Source organism: Acinetobacter sp. DSM 11652 (genome assembly GCF_900109815.1).
GTDB lineage: Bacteria > Pseudomonadota > Gammaproteobacteria > Pseudomonadales > Moraxellaceae > Acinetobacter.
This window is the reverse complement of the sequence record NZ_FOBK01000005.1, coordinates 23344-41382: the sequence shown is the minus strand read 5'-3', so window position 1 is coordinate 41382 and position 18039 is coordinate 23344. Positions and strand designations below refer to the sequence as shown.

Here is an 18039-nt window from a genome sequence, read left to right as displayed (position 1 = left end):
TAAATGGATGAGTTCTCAACAATTAGGTATATGGGCTGAAGACCAAACTGAAAAAGTCTTGATCTCACAGGGTTATATTGTGCTGGCTCGAAATTTTCATTCTCGTTATGGTGAGATAGATCTGATTGCCCAACGTGATCTTGAGCTTATATTTGTTGAGGTCAAAGCTAGATCAAAAACAACCTATGCTTCAGCACTAGAATCAATATCATCGAGCAAGCAAATTAAAATTGCCAAAACAGCAATGTCATTTCTTCAAAAATTTCCAAAATATGCAGAGTTTTATTATCGTTTTGATGTGTTTTGTTTTGATTTTCATAAAAAAATTGCAAAACCGTTACAGCATGAAATTTCTGATATAGATTATGATCTCGAGTGGATTGAAAATGCATTTACAATAAATGCAGACTTGATTAATCTATGAACCGAATGAGCTAAGCCATTTCCAACAATAGAAAAAATTCAAGTTTCACGAGGAGACGGATTGAGTGTTGAAGCGTATTGTAATTTCGATGGCGTGTGTTGCTAGTCTTTCAGGCTGTGCAAGTTTTATTTCAGGTGGAACTGGCGCAGAACCAGTTGGGGTGGTGAGTGGAGCTCGTTCTTTAGGTCAGGTATTTATTGACTCTTCAATTGAACGTACAGCAAAGATCAATTTATACAAATTGGATGCTCGTTTTAAACAATCTCGAGTCAATGTGAATAGCTTTCACAGTAATGTCTTGTTAACAGGTCAAGTGCCTGATGCGCATTTGAAACAGTTAGCAGAAGATAACGTTCGAGCGATGAGTGATGTGAAATCTATTCATAATTACATCACAGTTGGTCCTCAAATTGGTTACTCTACCATCATGCAAGATGCGACTGCGACAGCGAATACACGTGGCTTAATTATGCGTGCGCCAGTTGTTTCAGACAGTAAAGTCTTGGTTCATACTGAAGATGGCGTGTTATATGTGATGGGACGCTTAAATACAGCTGAAGAGCAAGATCTCATTGAAGTTTTACAACGAGTAGGGAATGTCACGAAAATTGTTACTTTGATTGATAACGTGGAATCTGCTCAAGTAGGCGCAGGAGTTCAATCATCATCACTTATGAACCCTTCAGCGGTGAGTACTCAACCTTATGTTGAGACACCGGTTGCAATTGATCCTGATGCTGGTGTTAGTTACCAATAATGTCGAATAAGATTGCGCAATTTTTTCCGAAATCAGTTCAGTTAAAACTTACCCAGTTGAATCAAAAACTGAATGCTTTTCGCCCATATAATTTGGGTGGTTTGGCATTAAATCAATTGACCTCAAATAAAGGCTATTCTGTAAAAAGAAATATTGCTTATGGTCTTAAAGCTCGGCAACGACTGGATCTTTATGTTTGCCAAGCGCCAGCGAATAAACCTTTAGTTATATTCGTGCATGGTGGTGCATGGAGTAGAGGAAGTAAGGACGATTACAAGTTTCTTGGAGAAAGTTTGACACGTGCTGGATATAACCTCGCCGTAATAAACTATCATCTGGCGCCAGAACATATTTTTCCTCGTTACGTAACTGACCTTGCAGATTCAATTCAATATTTAATCAAAAGTGCTGATAAATATGGTATTTGTGCAGATCAAATAGCGCTTATCGGACATTCTGCTGGTGCTTTTAATGTGATGTCATTGATTTACCATCCTTCATTCATTGACTTTGAAGGACGAGATCGAATTAAAGCGTTGATTGGTTTGGCTGGACCCTATCACTTTAACTATCTAGGTGATCATTTATCTGAACATGCATTCGATAAAGCAGTAAATTTCAAAGCGGTGATGCCATACTATTTTGTAGAGAAAAATAATATTCAGCACTATATTTTTCTAGCAGATCAAGATACGTTGGTAAAAGATCATAATTCTGAAGAGATGCATCAAGCACTGTTAGCTGTAGAGAATCATAGCCAGCTCATTCGGGTGCCTCGTACTGGACATGTATCAATCATGGCAACAACTGCCACATTATTTGATCGACTCTTCAAAACTCGATCTCTCATCCTGAAAGTTTTAGAAGAGTCCTTCAAATAAATCTATAACGATTCGGATTTGATTTATTCAGATTTGAAAGGAGTATTGTGAATGACATGTTGAATCATGGCATGCGCAATACTTCCTGCAAATGGAATTTCTGGTAAGTCATCAAATTTAAAGAATTGGGCATCACTAATTTCATCTTCTTGAAGCACAATTTCACCTGAATCATACTCGGCTCGAAAAGCAATCATTAAATTACTTGGGAATGGCCAAGGTTGGCTGGCAAGATATTGAATATTTTTAACGTTTAGACCAATTTCTTCCATGGTTTCGCGTTGCACAGCCTCTTCTAAAGTTTCACCAACTTCGACAAAACCTGCAATTAATCCATACATATTGGATTTATTTTTTGCATTTTTCGCCAGCAAAATTTCATTGTCACCTCGTGTGATTACGGTGATAACACAAGGTTGAACACGAGGGTATTGGTGATAATTACATGCTGGGCAGATCATGGCATATTCTGAACGGTGAACATCTGTTTCTGTACCGCAATGACTGCAAAATTTATGATTACGACGCCATTCTAATAATTGAACTGCTCGACTCGCTTGTTCAAATTGTTGCTTAGACCATTGAGTGATCAACTGTCGGATTGGCACAAGTTGATAACCTTTAGGAATTGCTTCTTCAATATGTAGATCTCGTGCAATTACCTGATCACCAGATTTGAAAATCAGATCACTCTCTAAACGTTCAACACGTGGTAATTGGAAGTTTTCATCGACGAGAAGTTGATGTTGTTTAAAAATATAAGCAACAGAGAGTTCAGACATTAGGCAACCGCTTTAATTTTTTGACTGCTGATGAGTGCAGTCTCAGATACTGATTTATGAATAGGATAATCATACTTCAAGCCATCAAGATGAAGCTCTAGACTGGCAAGCACATCTAGAATGTGCTGAAGTTGTTGGGGGGTGAGTGATTTCTGAATATCGTAATAGTGTTCAACCGCCTCAGCACTATTTTTTAGCGCATTACTTAATATTTGAGCATCAAGAAATAGAGCAGCTCCGCTTAATTGTCTTAAATTGGTTGTGATGTTTAATAAATCATTTGTGTCTTGAACATCATTGCTTTGAAAAAGTTTATCGCCTAGTTCTTGCAAGAGAATTCGAGCTTCTTTTTGCAGCGTTTCATGTGCATCATCTAGCCGATCCAGTGATATATTCATATTATTCACATCAAGTTGAATGCGAGTTGGTGCGAAATTTCGCTTCAAAATCCCGATAGAGTTCATAGCCGACAGCATGCTGTTCATTAATCGTTGAGCAAAATCGGCATTTTGTTGAATATAGGTTCGATGAAAATGCTCTGCTTGCAGTTTCATCTCTGCATAAGCTTCATTAAGATTCATGACTAAAAAGATATTTGCCATACGATACAGCTTTAAGCGAATATCTAAAATTTGATCGTCAGTAAAACTTTGATAGTGACTTTCAATATCTAACCTTAATTGATTCAATTCTTCTGTAATCAAGTGAGCAACGGTATCGATTGTTCTTTGATCAGGTCCAAACAGATGGCGACTAAAAATTTGTAGTTGAACATCAGTCAAAATGTTGTCCGAGATTTGAAAATACTCACGAAGCATTTGTGAATCGTAGTTTTCTTGGCTAATACAAATCGCTAAAGCATTAGCAAAGTCAGTTTCATCGACCTGAAAATGCTGGGGTGCATTTAAAAACTCTCGGATCTGACTGCCAACTTTAGCCAACCATTTTAGGCGTGCATCACTGAGAATGAGTTGGTCAAGTTGATTAAATGCGATTTGCATCAGAAGCCAATATTGTTGACTCGGTGTTTCAAGAGAGAGCAGTGCTATATGATCTACAATGAGTTTAAAACGATCAAAATCGTCTTCAGTTTCATTTTGCGTCACTATTTTTATTAAACAATCTTTATATAGTGTATTCCAATAATCAGATGAATTAATCTGATTCGATGATGCTTGCGGTGTTAAAGTTAATTGTTTCTGAGTGGTCTGGATTCCATTACCCAATGCTGTACAAGGGATGTTCAATACTCGCTCTAGATGGTTAAGTGTATCTAAGAGAAATTGGGGGACATCGACTTCACGTAAGCAAATAAATTCAATATATCGCTTTAGCATCGTTGTGCCATCACTTAATGCGGCAGCGTATTTCAGGTTTTTTGCAGTTGGATTTTGCATCATCTTTGACATGACTTGCGCACAGTAGTGTGCAAGTTGTGCGAGATGAGGAAGCTCGATCATGGCAAAAACTTGATTGGATTGTTCAAGTCGAATGAATGCGTCATCTATCCCAAAAGGAAGTGTTTGATCCTCAATAAGCTCTGATACTGTATTTTCGACCTGATCGATGATTTGATCAATTTCTTTTTTAACAATAAGTAATGCTGTAGGGTCAAAATAAATTGAACTTTGATAAGACATCGATCGAAACCTATGTTGGCCGTTAATTTTGCTCAGAGCCCAGATAAGGGGAATTTTTGCTCTAAATGAATATAGCCGAACTGATCGTACTTTACAAAATGAATCAAGCAGATGGATGATTATTTAGCAAATAAGCACGGCTCGCCATTTTTTTCTTGGTAATCTTCGATCCATTTTTGGTGTGCTGCTAATTCCTCATCAGAAGCATAAATGATTGGTAAATCTACCTCAATTTTTTGGTACTGATTTTGTCCAGTTTCAGAATGATGATCATGCGCTGAGAGTGCATCGATATCAAATGAAACTTGACCACCTGTCATGGCTAAATAAACATCTGACAGAATTTCTGCATCCAGTAAAGCACCGTGGAAGGTACGATCACGCTGTGGAACTTCGTAGCGCTTCACTAATGCATCCAATGAGTTCTTTTGACCTGGATGTTTCGCTTTTGCCATTGCAAGTGTATCAGTCACTGCGCAGACTTCTGAAAGCGTACCAAAGCCAGCACGTTTGAACTCCATATCTAAGAAGTTCATATCGAAAGTTGCGTTGTGTGCGATAATTTCTGCACCTTTTAAGTACTTGTACAGTTCAGCAGCGATTTCTTCAAATATAGGTTTATCTTTCAAAAAATCATCAGAAATACCGTGAATTGCTTCAGATTCACCGACTGGTTTTTTGGGATTGATATAAATGTGAATTGAACTTCCTGTCAGTTTACGATTGATCATTTCAATCGCACCCACCTCGATAATACGGTCTGTATCTTGATAATAAAAACCTGTAGTTTCCGTATCTAAAATCAGTTGGCGTGGTCCCTGTAAATTTAAACGAGCAGGTGTGACCACAATATGTGGATGCGATTTTTCAGCTAACTGAGGAAAGCTTTGATCTACAGATTCAGAATTTAAGTCCTGTGCATCAACTGTCTTAATAATATCCTTAATAATATCTGAGGAGTTTGAGGTGACTTCGTCCGTGCGGTATTCAGCTTGATCATCATTTTCTGCTAAATCAATTTCAACTTCTTCATCTTGATCATTGAGATCTAAACCAAACGGATCATTGAGCAACCAATCTTCAGACTGTTTTTTTTTATCATTCGCTTGCAGGGAATTTTTAAATTGTTCAGCCGTTTGGTCAGCGCCTTGATTAGCTAACTGATCTGCCATTTCATTGCCTGGATGTCCTGCATGACCTTTAATCCAGTTCCATTCAATGTCTCGACCTTGACAAACTTGATCCAAAGTTTGCCATAAATCAGGATTTTTTACGTCTTTCCAATTTTTCTTTTTCCAACCACTGATCCATTCAGTAATACCGCGTTTTACATAGTTTGAGTCTGTCCAAATGATAAGCTTTGCATCAACAGGACAAAATTTGATTCCTTCGATTGCAGCGGTTAACTCCATACGATTATTGGTCGTGTCTGGTTCACCACCACATATTTTATGTTCTGTATCCTTAGTGATGATGTAAGCACCCCAGCCACCTAGCCCAGGATTACCACGACATGCGCCATCAACATAAAGTGTTATTTCAGACATAGTTTGAACCAATCAATCGAATAAAGTGTTGAACATCAAGTTCGGAAATTTTATTGTATACGTAAATGCGAAACATCAGTGCGATAACTGGATATTTTTTAATGTCTTGTAACATTTATAAGCAATTACTCATCAAGAAGAGACTTGCCTGAACAACGAGCTCCTCTAAAATGGCTTATATACAATAAATTTACTATGCGTCTTTCGGAATTTGTATGTCTAAAACAACCACCGCAGTGTGGCAGCCATCTGCAACTTTTTTATTTAAAATTTCAGTAATTACTTCCGCAGTAACCGGATTAGGCGTAATGACTGGCTGTACAGCGAGTCCCACTTCTGCAAAGACGCAAAAGTCGAATCAACTCGGCATGTTAGATGCCAGTAGCTTAGATTCACTTGAAGATCTTTTATCTGCAACTGATATGCGTGCAGTTGAAGGTGATCGTTTACTTATTTTAAAACACGGCGATGTTTGGAAACGTATGACCGTTGGTTTTAAAATGGATGAAACAAAGTGGGATCCACGGATTGCTGCTCAAAGAAGTTGGTTTATTACGCGTCAGCCTTATCTGGATCGTTTATCCGCTCGAGCTTCTCGTTATCTTTATCATACTGTAAAGGAAGCAGAGCGCCGTGGATTACCTACTGAACTTGCTTTACTTCCCGTCATTGAGAGTTCCTATGATCCAGCTGCAACGAGTTCAGCGGCAGCTGCAGGGATGTGGCAATTCATCCCAAGTACAGGTCGTATTTATGGATTAAGACAGACCAATTTGTATGATGGACGTCGTGATGTAGTTGAGTCTACACGTGCAGCCTACGAGTTTTTAGGAAGTTTATATAACCAATTCGGTTCATGGGAATTAGCTTTAGCGGCTTATAACGCTGGTCCTGGACGTATTCAACAAGCGATTAACCGTAATAAGGCTGCTGGCTTGCCTACAGATTATTGGTCATTACGTTTACCTCAAGAGACAATGAACTATGTTCCACGTTTCCTTGCGGTTGCACAGATTATCAAATCCCCTGAAAAGTATGGCGTCAGATTACCACCAATTGCGAATCGTCCTCACTTTAGAGAAGTTCCAGTTCCAGCAGGTGCGAGTTTAAACGAAATTGCTTCTCTGACAGGCTTAAGTCGTGCAGAACTTTATCAACTGAATCCAGGGCATCGTGGTGATATCATTGATCCTCAAAGTCCACAGCGAATTTTAATTCCAGCAGATTTAAATCCAAATATTGATCGTAAACTGAAAGTACTTAAACCAAGTAGTGCAGGTCTATGGGCGAGCGCTTCAAGCCCTGTTTCTACATCTACGCCAGCAACCACAATTACAACGACAGTAAATACACCAAAAGCTTCAAATGCTTCCGTATTGGCAACTCAAACAGCGAAGCCAGTTAATAATACTCAAACACCTTCAGTTTCTACAACAATTTCAACTTCGAAGGGTAGGACTCCTTCTGGTTCTGATGCATTGGCAGCTTTTGCTGCTTCGGCAGTGGTGCCAAGTGCACCTCGTATACCTGTTGCTGTTACACCGGCGCAAAATGTTAAACCTGTACGTGTAGAACCAGAAATCACTGCTGAAGAAAAAGCCAAAATCTTAGCTTCAATTGCACCTGAAAAAACCACAACAACTACGAGTTCTGATCAAATTATTGCCTCGGTCATTGAACCACAGGCCACTGAAGCAGAAAAAGCGGAAGTCGTTAGAGAGATTAGCGCCATTGCACCTCAAGGTACTGAGATTGTCGATCCGTTGGATGGCAAGATTAAATTAACTGCGATTCAAACAAGTCAATCTGTGGCAGCAGGACAAGGTTCAGAAGTTAAAGTTGGCTTTGCTTATCCTAAATCTGTGGCAGAAAGTACATTGCCTACTTCTGAGGAAGCCCAGCTTAATCAAGGTAAGGCATTTAAGAAAACTGAAAGTGAAGTGGTTGTAGAACCACCTAAGGGTAAGCGTAGTACGTATACGGTACTCCCTGGTGACACGCTAGCAATTATTGCAATGAAAAACGGCGTAAGTTGGAGAGATATTGCAAAATGGAACCAAGTAGATCCAAATGCAACCTTATATGTAGGTGCGACCCTATATCTCTACGATGCTAAGCCAGTGACATCTGCTCAGAAAACGGATATAAAGCCAGCAAGTTATATTGTAAAAGCAAATGATAGTCTGACTAGTGTTGCAAACCAGTTTGATTTGAGTGTCCAACAATTGGCTGAATTGAATGGTCTAACTATCAATAGTAATTTACTGGTTGGGCAGAAGTTAAATCTAATCCAGTCTCAAGCATCTAAATCAAGCAAAACTGAACAAGCGGTAACAAAGGTTCAAACGAAATCTTATACGGTTAAACGTGGCGAATACTTAAAGTTAATCGCTGATCGATACGGACTTTCGACTCAAGAGTTAGCGTCATTAAGCTCAGGACTAAAAGCTGACAGTAACCTATACGTGGGGCAAAAAATTAATGTTCCTTTAGAAGAAGTGCAATCTGCTACAGCTTCATCAACGACTCGCGCGAGTAATGCTAAAACTGTACCTGAAATTCAGACTGAAACTTACCGCGTACAACGAGGAGATACGTTGTACAACATTGCAAATGCGAATAAGTTAACAGTTGTTGAGTTGGCGACACTGAATAATTTGGATATTGAAAAAGGATTGATGGTTGGTCAAACCATTAAAGTACCAGCGGGATCTAAAGTACCAGAGCAATATGTTGTTCAATCAGGCGATAGCCTGAATGCCATTGCAAGCAAATATAATCTTTCTGTTGCACAGTTAGCAGAAATGAATGGCTTGCGAACGAATGCTGGATTACAAGTTGGGCAAAAGCTGAATTTGAAAGAAGATGAAAATAAAGCTTCCACTAAGCAGAGTTCGACACGAAATAATTCGGTTGCTGAGAAAGTGGAGTTTCACACTGTGAAGAGTGGAGAGACCTTAGCAAGTATTGCGCGACAATATGATATGCCGCTTCAATCATTACTTACGCAGAATGATCTAAATGCGAGATCAGTCCTTCAAATTGGTCAAAAATTAAAAGTAAGTGGCGATGTTGAAAAGACGGCTGCAAGTACAGAAAAAACACCAGTCCGTCAATCAAAATCGCGTGATACAGAGGATTATGCTGTCAAATCAGGCGAGTCTCTTCATGTTATTGCTACACGATTTGACATGACTGCAAAAGAACTTGCAGATCTCAATAAGTTAAACCTACGTGCTGGATTGCAAAGAGGCCAAATTATTCAAGTTCCTAAAGTGGTCACAGATTATAAAGTCCGTAGTGGTGATTCCCTGTACAGAATTGCGAATCGATTTGGTATAGACATTGATCAGCTTGCAGAAATGAATGGTTTGAAACCAAACACACCTTTACAGATTGGTGCTACGATTAAAGTTCCACATTCTTAAGTCTGCTTAAGCAATCAGGAATTTCATATCGAGATGTGCATTTCATCAACTTTGTCAAAAGCAAAGTTTATTTTCCTCTTCTTGCCCATTCATATCAGTGCATGGGCAAATCTTCAAACGACGCCTTATATTGCTTTACAGTCAAAACCGAAATATCTGAATTTAGATGCGATGCCATATGCCAACCCAGACGCACCAAAGGGTGGAAAGTTGGTGAAAGCGGCTGATGGGACATTTGATAATCTAAACGGTATGAATGGGCAAGGAAGTTGGGTTGAAGGTACAAATTACTTGTTCGATACGCTATTTTCCAAGTCATTAGATGAACCAAATGTGTTTTATCCACTTTTGGCTGAGAAAATTCAGTTTGATCCAACCCGAACAAAATTTGTGATTTTTCATTTAAATCCACGTGCTCGATTTAGTGATGGATCTCCTGTACTGGCTGAGGATGTTAAATTCACGTTTGAAATGTATTTAACCAAAACCAATCCCGGTTTACAGATGTATTTGTCTGATTTAGATAAAATTCAGGTTCTGTCTAAACATGCCGTAAAAATGGTATTTAAATCAGAAAGTAATACTGAAATGCCAGCAATACTTTCACAGATGCCCATTTTTTCTAAAAAAGATTGGCAATCTAAAGATTTTAGTCGAGCAACACTCAAACCCATTTTAGGATCAGGGCCATATACAATTAAAAATCTTGATGCTGGTCGTAGTATTACCTATCAGCGTAATCCCCATTATTGGGCTAAGGATTTACTTGTAAATCGTGGTCGTTATAATTTTGATCAAATTAAATATGTTTATTACCGTAGTTCGGACATTGCATTTGAAGGATTTAAAGCTGGACAATATACATTTCACCAAGAGAAATTTGCTCGTAAATGGAAGACGGAATACAACTTTCCAGCATTTAACTCAGGATTGGTTAAAAAATATAGTGTAGCTTTACAAAACCCTGCTCCGACACAAAGTATCGTTTTTAACACACGAAAAAAACCCCTAAACGATATCTATTTTAGACAAGCAATGACCTATGCTTATGACTTTGAATGGCAAAATAAAGCATTGTTTTATCATCAATATCAACGTTTACAAAGTCATTTTCAGTTTAGTGAGCTAGAAGCAAAGTCAGTACCAAGTCAAAAAGAATTAACAATATTAAAACCTTATTTATCTCGGTTACATCCTTTACAACGAGAAGGGGTATTAAAAGCGTGGAAATATCCCATCACTGATGGTACAGGTTACAATCGTAAAGGCTTACTCACTGCTCGGAAAATTTTAATTGAGCAGGGGTATTCATTTAAAAATGGTAATTTGCATGCGCGTGATGGAAAACCAATTCAATTAGAATTGCTTCTTCATCAAGAGGGCTTACAACGGACGCTCATGCCTTATATTCGAAATTTAAAAAAATTGGGTATTCAAGTTTCGATTCGGCAAGTCGATATGCCTCAATATTTACAGCGGATGCGTCAATATGATTTTGATTTAACCACAATGGTGATGCCTCAATCACTAAATCCTGGGAATGAGCAAGCGCAATTTTGGAGCAGTCATGCTGCAGATGAAGAGGGAAATTATAATTTTTCTGGTGTGAAAAATAGCGTTATAGATGAAATTATACAACGTATTATCCATGCACCTGATCGAGAAAAATTAATATTAAATACACGTGTCTTGGATCGTTTATTACGTGCAGGATATTATCAGATACTTACTTATGGAAATGATCGTGAATGGTATGCGTATTGGAATATGTATAAACAGCCACAGATTAAACCAAAACTTGCTGTTGGTGAAGATTATTGGTGGGTAGATCAAAATCAAGCTCGCAAAGTGGCTGCTTATCTTGGTCAAAGTAAAGGCTCACGTTAAAGGTTAAATTTATGGGTCTTTATATACTTAAACGACTTTTGCTAATCATTCCCACCTTATTTTTGATATTACTCATCAATTTCGCCGTCGTTCAAATTGCTCCTGGTGGACCTGTTGAACAGGCAATACAGAGAGCTGAACAGTTTCAAGGCATTGGTGTTGTGTCTGGTTCGACATCTCACATCAATGAAGTCCAGAGTCATTATCAGGGTACACGAGGACTCAGTCCTGAAATGGTTGAGCAGATCAAAGCGCAATATGGGTTTGACCGTCCTGTGCATGAGCGCTTTTTTAAAATGCTCAAAGGATATCTTCAACTCGATTTTGGAACGAGCTTTTTTAAAAATAAATCAGTAACAACATTAATTTTGGAAAAAATGCCAGTCACGATCTCCCTTGGATTATGGAGTACCTTACTGATCTACAGTATCGCCATTCCTCTAGGGATCAGCAAAGCGAATAAACATGGCAGTCTGTTTGATCAAACGACCTCCTTAATATTGGCGGTAGGTTATGCAGTGCCAACTTTTGTATTTGCTATTCTACTTATTATGATTTTTTCGGGGGGATCGTATTTGCAATGGTTTCCATTACAAGGATTGGTCTCTGAGAATTTCGCTGAACTCAGCTTCATTGATAAAGTAAAAGATTATTTTTGGCATCTTACATTGCCTGTCCTTACTATTATATTAGGTGGATTTGCGACCCTTACATATCTAACAAAATACTCTTTTATGGAAGAATTAAATAAACAATATGTGACGGCAGCTCGTGCTAAAGGTCTGACCGAGCCACGCGTTTTATACAATCATGTTTTCCGTAACGCCATGTTGATCGTTATAGCAGGATTACCTGAAGCACTGATCGGAATTTTTTTTGTTGGCAATCTATTTGTAGAAATTATATTTAATCTTGATGGTTTGGGATTGCTCGGATTTGAGGCAATTCAGCAGCGTGATTATCCTGTAATTTTTGGAACATTGTTTATCTTTACGTTGGTCAGTCTAATTTTGAGATTACTCAGTGATGTTCTATATCAATTGATTGATCCAAGAATCAATTTTGATCGTCAAGGAGCATAAAAAATGTCTCCACTTTTCGATCAACGAATTTCAAAATTTAAGTCACATCGACTCGGATTCTTCAGCTTCATTTTATTTATCGCGATCTTTATTTTATCCTTGGGGGCAGAGTTTATTGCCAACGAAAAACCAATACTTATTTATTATAAAGAAGAAATTTATTTCCCAATTTTTAAGCCTTATCCTGAAACAACATTCGGTGGTGTCTTTGAGACTGAGTCTGATTATAAAGATCCAGCTGTTCAAGAATTGATTAATGAGCATGGATGGCAGATTTGGCCTATCATCCCATTTTCATATCAAACACCTAATTATGAATTGGCAGAAGCTGTACCATCTCCACCGACCTCCGTGAATTGGTTAGGCACAGATGATCAAGGTCGTGATGTCTTGGCAAGATTAATATATGGTATTCGTATCTCTTTGCTGTTCGGCATTGCACTTACTATTGGATCTGCATTCATAGGAATTACCATTGGTGCTGTCCAAGGCTACTTTGGCGGTTGGTTGGATCTGATCGGTCAAAGGCTGTTAGAGGTGTGGGGTGGTCTACCAATGTTATTTATTGTGATGATCTTAGTGAGCATGTTTACACCAAGCGTATATTGGCTGTTTTTAATTATGCTGATGTTTGGTTGGACTGCGTTAGTTGGTCTTGTTCGTGCAGAGTTTCTGAAAGCCAGAAATTTGGACTATGTGCGAGCTGCGAGATCACTCGGTGCTACAGATAGTCAAATTATTATCAAACATATTTTACCCAATGCTATAAGTTCGTCACTCTCACAGCTTCCTTTCATTCTTACCGCTAATATTACCGCACTTACAGCATTAGATTTTCTGGGCTATGGTTTGCCACCTGATACAGCTTCAATTGGTGAAATTTTATTGCAGGGTAAGAATAATCTATCAGCACCGTGGTTGGTTTTATCTGGATTTTTTAGTATAGCAGTTGTGTTATCTATTCTTATTTATATTGGAGAGGCTGCTCGAGATGCATTTGATCCAAGAGGCTAAACCAATACTTGAAGTCAACAAGCTCAATATACAGTTGAATGAACAAAAAATCTTAACTGATTTGTCTTTTAAGCTAAATGCGGGTGAGACAGTAGCCATTGTTGGTGAAAGTGGTTCAGGAAAATCTTTAGCTTGTCTAAGTCTTCTAGGTCTTCAAGATCGCGCTCTAGACTTAAGTGGTGAAATCATATTTCAAAATGAAGATCTGCGTCTAAAACACGAAGATCAGTTGCGCTTAATACGTGGCAATAAGATCGCGATGATATTTCAAGAGCCAATGACGGCACTTAATCCATTACATACCGTTGAAAAAATTATTTCAGAACCTTTATGGCTGATGGGGCTTAAGAAAAAAACCATTCGAAAAAAAATAGAAGAAGTGCTTTGTGATGTAGGGTTGGGGAATTCATCAGACATCCTCAAGCGATATCCACATCAGTTGTCTGGTGGACAGCGTCAAAGGGTGATGATCGCAACAGCACTGATTTCAGAACCTGAAATTTTAATTGCAGATGAACCAACAACAGCCCTTGATGTATCACTACAGAAACAAATTTTAAATTTAATTAAAGACCAAGCGCATCAAAAAAATATGGCCTTAGTTTTGGTTAGTCATGATTTAAGGTTGGTGCAACAATATGCTGATCAGGTATTGGTTTTGTCTAAAGGTGTCACAGTTGAACAGGGTGATGTCTCTCAAATATTCCTGCAGCCTCGCCATGAATATACTCGACTGCTCCTTAATCAGCAGTTTGATTCGATTTCAGCTATCAGTGAACAGGCCAAAGAACTTTTAAATACTGAACATCTTCGAGTGCGGTATCCACCTAAGCTGAATTTTCTGAATGTATTTAAAACTCAATTTATAGCGGTGGAAGATTTAAGTTTCCAGCTTAAACAAGGAGAGTCGCTTGGTATTGTAGGTGAAAGTGGGTCTGGAAAAACCAGTGCTGCACTCGCGCTTGCACGACTCATAGAGTCAACAGGTACCATTGAATTAAATCGTATCAATCTCAATCAGTTGTCTGACAAGAAATTAAGAGCGCATCGAAAAGATTTTCAAATCGTTTTTCAAGATCCTTTTTTGAGTCTCAATCCAAGAATGGATGTTTTGTCATTATTAACTGAAGGGTTAAGATTAAAAAAATTGAGAAAGAGTGAAAAATTAAATCTCGCGATTCAAGCCCTTGAAGAGGTTAATCTCACAAAAGAATTTCTTGATCGTTATCCTCATCAAATGTCGGGTGGACAGCGACAAAGAGTATCGCTGGCCAGAGCACTGATTCTGAAACCTCAATTACTCATTCTAGATGAGCCAACGTCTGCATTAGATCGCAATACACAAATAAAATTGGTGAACTTACTTCAAGATATACAGCAGAGAACAGGGATCAGTTACATCTTTATTAGTCATGATCTGAAAATTGTGAAAGCGTTATGCCATCGAGTTATGGTGATGAAAGATGCAAAAGTTATAGAAATTCAAGAGACAGAACGTTTATTCCGTGCACCGATTCATGCTTATACGCAACAGCTTATACAAAGTAGTTTATAAAAGTTATTTGACAAGAAGGATTGTCAATTCTAGACTGAAATTCAGGGAAGTCACGCCTAATTGGTTTTAGGTTTAGATAAGCACAAAATTGAGAACTTCAAGATGAGTAAAATTGCTGAGCCGATTCAAATTCGCAATACAACTTTCAAAAATCGCATTATTAAAGGCGCAATGAGTGAAGCTCTAGCGAATGCTGCTGGTGAACCAAATCATTTGCACACAGGCTTGTATGAAGCTTGGGCAAGAGGTGGTTTAGGGTGTTCAATCACAGGAAATGTGATGGTTGATCTGCGTGCGAAGAATGAGCCTGGTGTCGTCGTGGTCGAAAATGAGCGAGATTTACCTAAATTAAAGGCATGGGCTGACCTAGGTAAACGTTATGGTATGGTCCAGCTTGTTCAATTGTCTCATCCGGGCAGACAGTGTCCTAAAGGCTTAAATAAAGAAACTGTTGCACCGTCTGCTGTTCCATTTAGTGCTATGTTGGCTACTACCTTTGCTACTCCACGGGCTCTCGAGCATGAGGAAATCCTAGATCTAATCCAACGATTTGCAACCTCTGCAGCGATTTGCGAAAAAGCGGGCTTTGAAGGTGTTCAATTACACGGTGCTCATGGATATTTAATCAGTGAATTTCTATCGCCACTGACCAATAAACGTAATGATCAATGGGGTGGCAGCATTGAAAATCGTATGCGTTTTTTATTAGAAATTTATAAAGCTGTTCGAGCTGCAACATCTGATAATTTTATCGTTTCAGTGAAATTGAATTCCGCAGATTTTCAACGTGGTGGAATTACTGAAGAAGAAGTGATTCAAGTATTTAAAGCTATTGATGATGCAGGAATCGATTTAATTGAAATTTCAGGCGGTACGTATGAAGCGCCCGCAATGGCAGGTGCTAAAGCTGAACAGCGTAAAGCAAGTACCATTGCACGTGAGGCTTACTTTTTAGATTTCGCAGAGAAAATACGTCAAGAAGTAAAATGCAAACTGATGGTTACAGGTGGATTCAGAACCGTTAAAGGGATGAATGATGCTTTAGAAAGTGGTGCATGTGACTTTATTGGAATTGCACGCCCACTCGCTGTAGAAACGGATTTAACTGATCGTTTGATTGCAGGACACGATGTTAGATATGCAGTAAAACCAATTAAAACAGGGATTCCATTTATTGATAAAATGGCAATTATGGAAATTATTTGGTATGCGGCACAATTCAAAGCGATTGTTGAGGGTAATCAACCTAATCCAAAACTTTCACCTTTAAAAGTTTTTCTGAATTATGCAAAAGGAAATGTGAAGGCTATCATTCAGGGCAAAGTTAATTCAAGAAAATCTGCATAGTATAAATCAATACATATAAGGAGCCTTTATGGCTCCTTATTTTATGCGGCGAGTTAAAACTAAAGCGCAAGTGTTTGAAAAGGGAAAAGTAACTTAGAGACTTCTTGGGTTGCCCATAATCCGATCGCTCGTGGATGATAGTAAGGTGATAGATATGGAATTAATAATGCGAGTTTATCGTTTGTATCATCTAATGAATGACATTGATGTTTGATCTGTTCAAGTTCATGTTGATTATTGTATTTTGATAGCCAGTTTTGATCTCCTGTTACAGGCATTCTTTTTAAACGAACAGTTAATGATTCCCCTTGAATCCAGTCTTTGATCAGCATTTTCTCAGTTGCATTAAACACACCAAACATTTTGCCATCACTATCGTGAATAAGTTTCCAAAAACGACTTTCTTCGACAGGCCTGTTTTTAATAATCCATTGTTTATCAATTAAGATTTGAATAAATTCAGATATTAATTCAGGTTGAGCGAGCCATTCGTTAATTGATCTGCCATTAAATTGACATTTTTGATTATGGATATGTTGACCGACAACTGCTTTTCTTTGCAGAAGTTGATAAACGCTTTGAGTCAGATCAATTTCTTGGATGATATTTGTTGAGCTCAAGCCAAAATCATTCATTTGGAAACTCATTTTAACCAATTCAAGATATTTTGATTTATCTTGAGCTTGATGATAATGATCAATAAATGCCTGTATTGATTTTTCAGCATGTCCATTGTGTGCATTATCAATTGTAATATGAACATTAAAATAATGAGGATCAATTCCAAGTTCTGCTAACTCATAATTGGTGATTAACAGGTGTAGTGGTAATTGTTCATAACCCAAGTTAAATCCAATTACCAGTGGAAATAAATCATGTGGTATATATGCGAGAGCAAGTTGAACAGCGGCTTGTTCAAAATAAATATCATCTAAATAATTAATGTACGGTTCAAGCTCGAAATGTCGCAGTAAGCTTTGATACATGCAAACATGATTTGCTTTAGCATCTCCCAAGCCAAGTTCTTCTAAGTAGATATAGCTTAGATCTTTGCTTTCAAACAGAGAGGGGTGCGTAAGAGATGAATATAGCCAGGAGCCATCTACATATTTAACTGGAGCAACTTTATATAAAAATTCTAAAGCATGAGAGATGGTTGGAAAGTAGTTACGCCCAAGGCCTGATTTTCGTTGATCTAGATAACTTTGAAATTTAGAACAAGTTTGATCATGTTCGTGTTGTATATGTTGCCTAACTTGGTCTACCTGATCAATCCACGATAAATGAGTCGTATTGAGTTGATCGAATAGTGAAAGAACATAGGTTTCAGCATATTCTGTTTTACATTCACGATTCACTTTAGGGTCTAAAAAAAACTCAACCCAGTCTTTATTTGTTTTAGGACTAATTGTATTTAATTGTGATGGGGATGCTAGGGGATTAAGTACGGTGTTGTCCAACATCATCTTCTCCAAGCGTTATTTAGGGTTTAAACCACCATAACCTGCAAAGATGATAATGTTGTTTATTTTGTGTTCGATTTTTAGGGTGACTAAGTTATAAAAAAAGCCCAAGTCTTAAATGCTTGGGCTTTTTTATGAGATGTATCATCTCGAATATGGCGTCCCTACGGGGATTCGAACCCCGGTTACCGCCGTGAAAGGGCGATGTCCTAGGCCTCTAGACGATAGGGAC

13 protein-coding genes and 1 tRNA gene are annotated in these 18039 nt (G+C 38.2%); 9 read left to right on the top strand and 5 right to left on the bottom strand.

The window, feature by feature from the left end; all coding sequences use genetic code 11:
- The first annotated feature begins 7 nt into the window (after nucleotides 1-7).
- The 3 genes from BMW42_RS06415 to BMW42_RS06405 all read left to right on the top strand — a co-directional run bounded on the left by BMW42_RS06415 (nucleotide 8) and on the right by BMW42_RS06405 (nucleotide 2062).
- Entirely contained in the window at nucleotides 8-424 is a 417-nt protein-coding gene (locus tag BMW42_RS06415) for a YraN family protein (RefSeq protein WP_092766809.1), read from the top strand.
- A gap of 64 nt (nucleotides 425-488) precedes the next feature.
- Complete coding sequence (locus tag BMW42_RS06410) at nucleotides 489-1181, top strand: BON domain-containing protein (RefSeq protein WP_035266827.1); 693 nt, start codon at nucleotides 489-491, stop codon at nucleotides 1179-1181.
- The gene (locus tag BMW42_RS06405) at nucleotides 1181-2062 is read left to right on the top strand and encodes an alpha/beta hydrolase (RefSeq protein WP_092766808.1); all 882 of its coding nucleotides are present in this window, start codon (nucleotides 1181-1183) and stop codon (nucleotides 2060-2062) included. Before BMW42_RS06410 ends, BMW42_RS06405 begins: the two co-directional genes overlap by 1 nt.
- Nucleotides 2063-2085: 23 nt before the next feature.
- Here the strand turns inward: BMW42_RS06405 and nudC are convergent, their stop codons facing one another.
- The 3 genes from nudC to dnaQ all read right to left on the bottom strand — a co-directional run bounded on the left by nudC (nucleotide 2086) and on the right by dnaQ (nucleotide 6031).
- The gene (gene nudC, locus BMW42_RS06400; RefSeq protein WP_092766807.1) at nucleotides 2086-2844 is read right to left on the bottom strand and encodes an NAD(+) diphosphatase; all 759 of its coding nucleotides are present in this window, start codon (nucleotides 2842-2844) and stop codon (nucleotides 2086-2088) included.
- The gene (locus BMW42_RS06395) at nucleotides 2844-4484 is read right to left on the bottom strand and encodes a hypothetical protein (protein ID WP_092766806.1); all 1641 of its coding nucleotides are present in this window, start codon (nucleotides 4482-4484) and stop codon (nucleotides 2844-2846) included. Before BMW42_RS06395 ends, nudC begins: the two co-directional genes overlap by 1 nt.
- Nucleotides 4485-4603: 119 nt before the next feature.
- A complete protein-coding gene (gene dnaQ, locus BMW42_RS06390; RefSeq protein ID WP_092766805.1) occupies nucleotides 4604-6031 on the bottom strand; it encodes a DNA polymerase III subunit epsilon in 1428 nt (475 codons plus the stop codon).
- Nucleotides 6032-6246: 215 nt separating this feature from the next.
- Here dnaQ and BMW42_RS06385 point away from each other — a divergent pair, with 215 nt between their 5' ends.
- The 6 genes from BMW42_RS06385 (at nucleotide 6247) to BMW42_RS06360 (ending at nucleotide 16344) form a co-directional block, all read left to right on the top strand.
- Complete coding sequence (locus BMW42_RS06385) at nucleotides 6247-9459, top strand: lytic transglycosylase (protein ID WP_092766804.1); 3213 nt, start codon at nucleotides 6247-6249, stop codon at nucleotides 9457-9459.
- A 33-nt stretch (nucleotides 9460-9492) separates the two neighbouring features.
- Nucleotides 9493-11346: an extracellular solute-binding protein gene (locus tag BMW42_RS06380; RefSeq protein WP_092766803.1), complete on the top strand. Its 1854-nt coding sequence runs from the start codon at nucleotides 9493-9495 to the stop codon at nucleotides 11344-11346.
- A gap of 11 nt (nucleotides 11347-11357) precedes the next feature.
- Nucleotides 11358-12428, top strand: a complete 1071-nt coding sequence (locus BMW42_RS06375; protein WP_092766802.1) for a microcin C ABC transporter permease YejB — start codon at nucleotides 11358-11360, stop codon at nucleotides 12426-12428.
- 3 nt (nucleotides 12429-12431) lie between these two features.
- The gene (locus BMW42_RS06370) at nucleotides 12432-13442 is read left to right on the top strand and encodes an ABC transporter permease (RefSeq protein ID WP_092766801.1); all 1011 of its coding nucleotides are present in this window, start codon (nucleotides 12432-12434) and stop codon (nucleotides 13440-13442) included.
- Entirely contained in the window at nucleotides 13420-14997 is a 1578-nt protein-coding gene (locus BMW42_RS06365) for a dipeptide ABC transporter ATP-binding protein (RefSeq protein WP_092766800.1), read from the top strand. The genes BMW42_RS06370 and BMW42_RS06365 overlap by 23 nt, the downstream gene beginning before the upstream one ends.
- Before the next feature lie 102 nt (nucleotides 14998-15099).
- Nucleotides 15100-16344: an NADH:flavin oxidoreductase/NADH oxidase family protein gene (locus BMW42_RS06360; RefSeq protein WP_092766799.1), complete on the top strand. Its 1245-nt coding sequence runs from the start codon at nucleotides 15100-15102 to the stop codon at nucleotides 16342-16344.
- A gap of 59 nt (nucleotides 16345-16403) precedes the next feature.
- Here the strand turns inward: BMW42_RS06360 and BMW42_RS06355 are convergent, their stop codons facing one another.
- Both BMW42_RS06355 and BMW42_RS06350 read right to left on the bottom strand, forming a co-directional pair.
- Nucleotides 16404-17807: an iron-containing redox enzyme family protein gene (locus BMW42_RS06355; protein WP_092766798.1), complete on the bottom strand. Its 1404-nt coding sequence runs from the start codon at nucleotides 17805-17807 to the stop codon at nucleotides 16404-16406.
- Nucleotides 17808-17963: 156 nt separating this feature from the next.
- Nucleotides 17964-18039, bottom strand: a tRNA-Glu gene (locus BMW42_RS06350).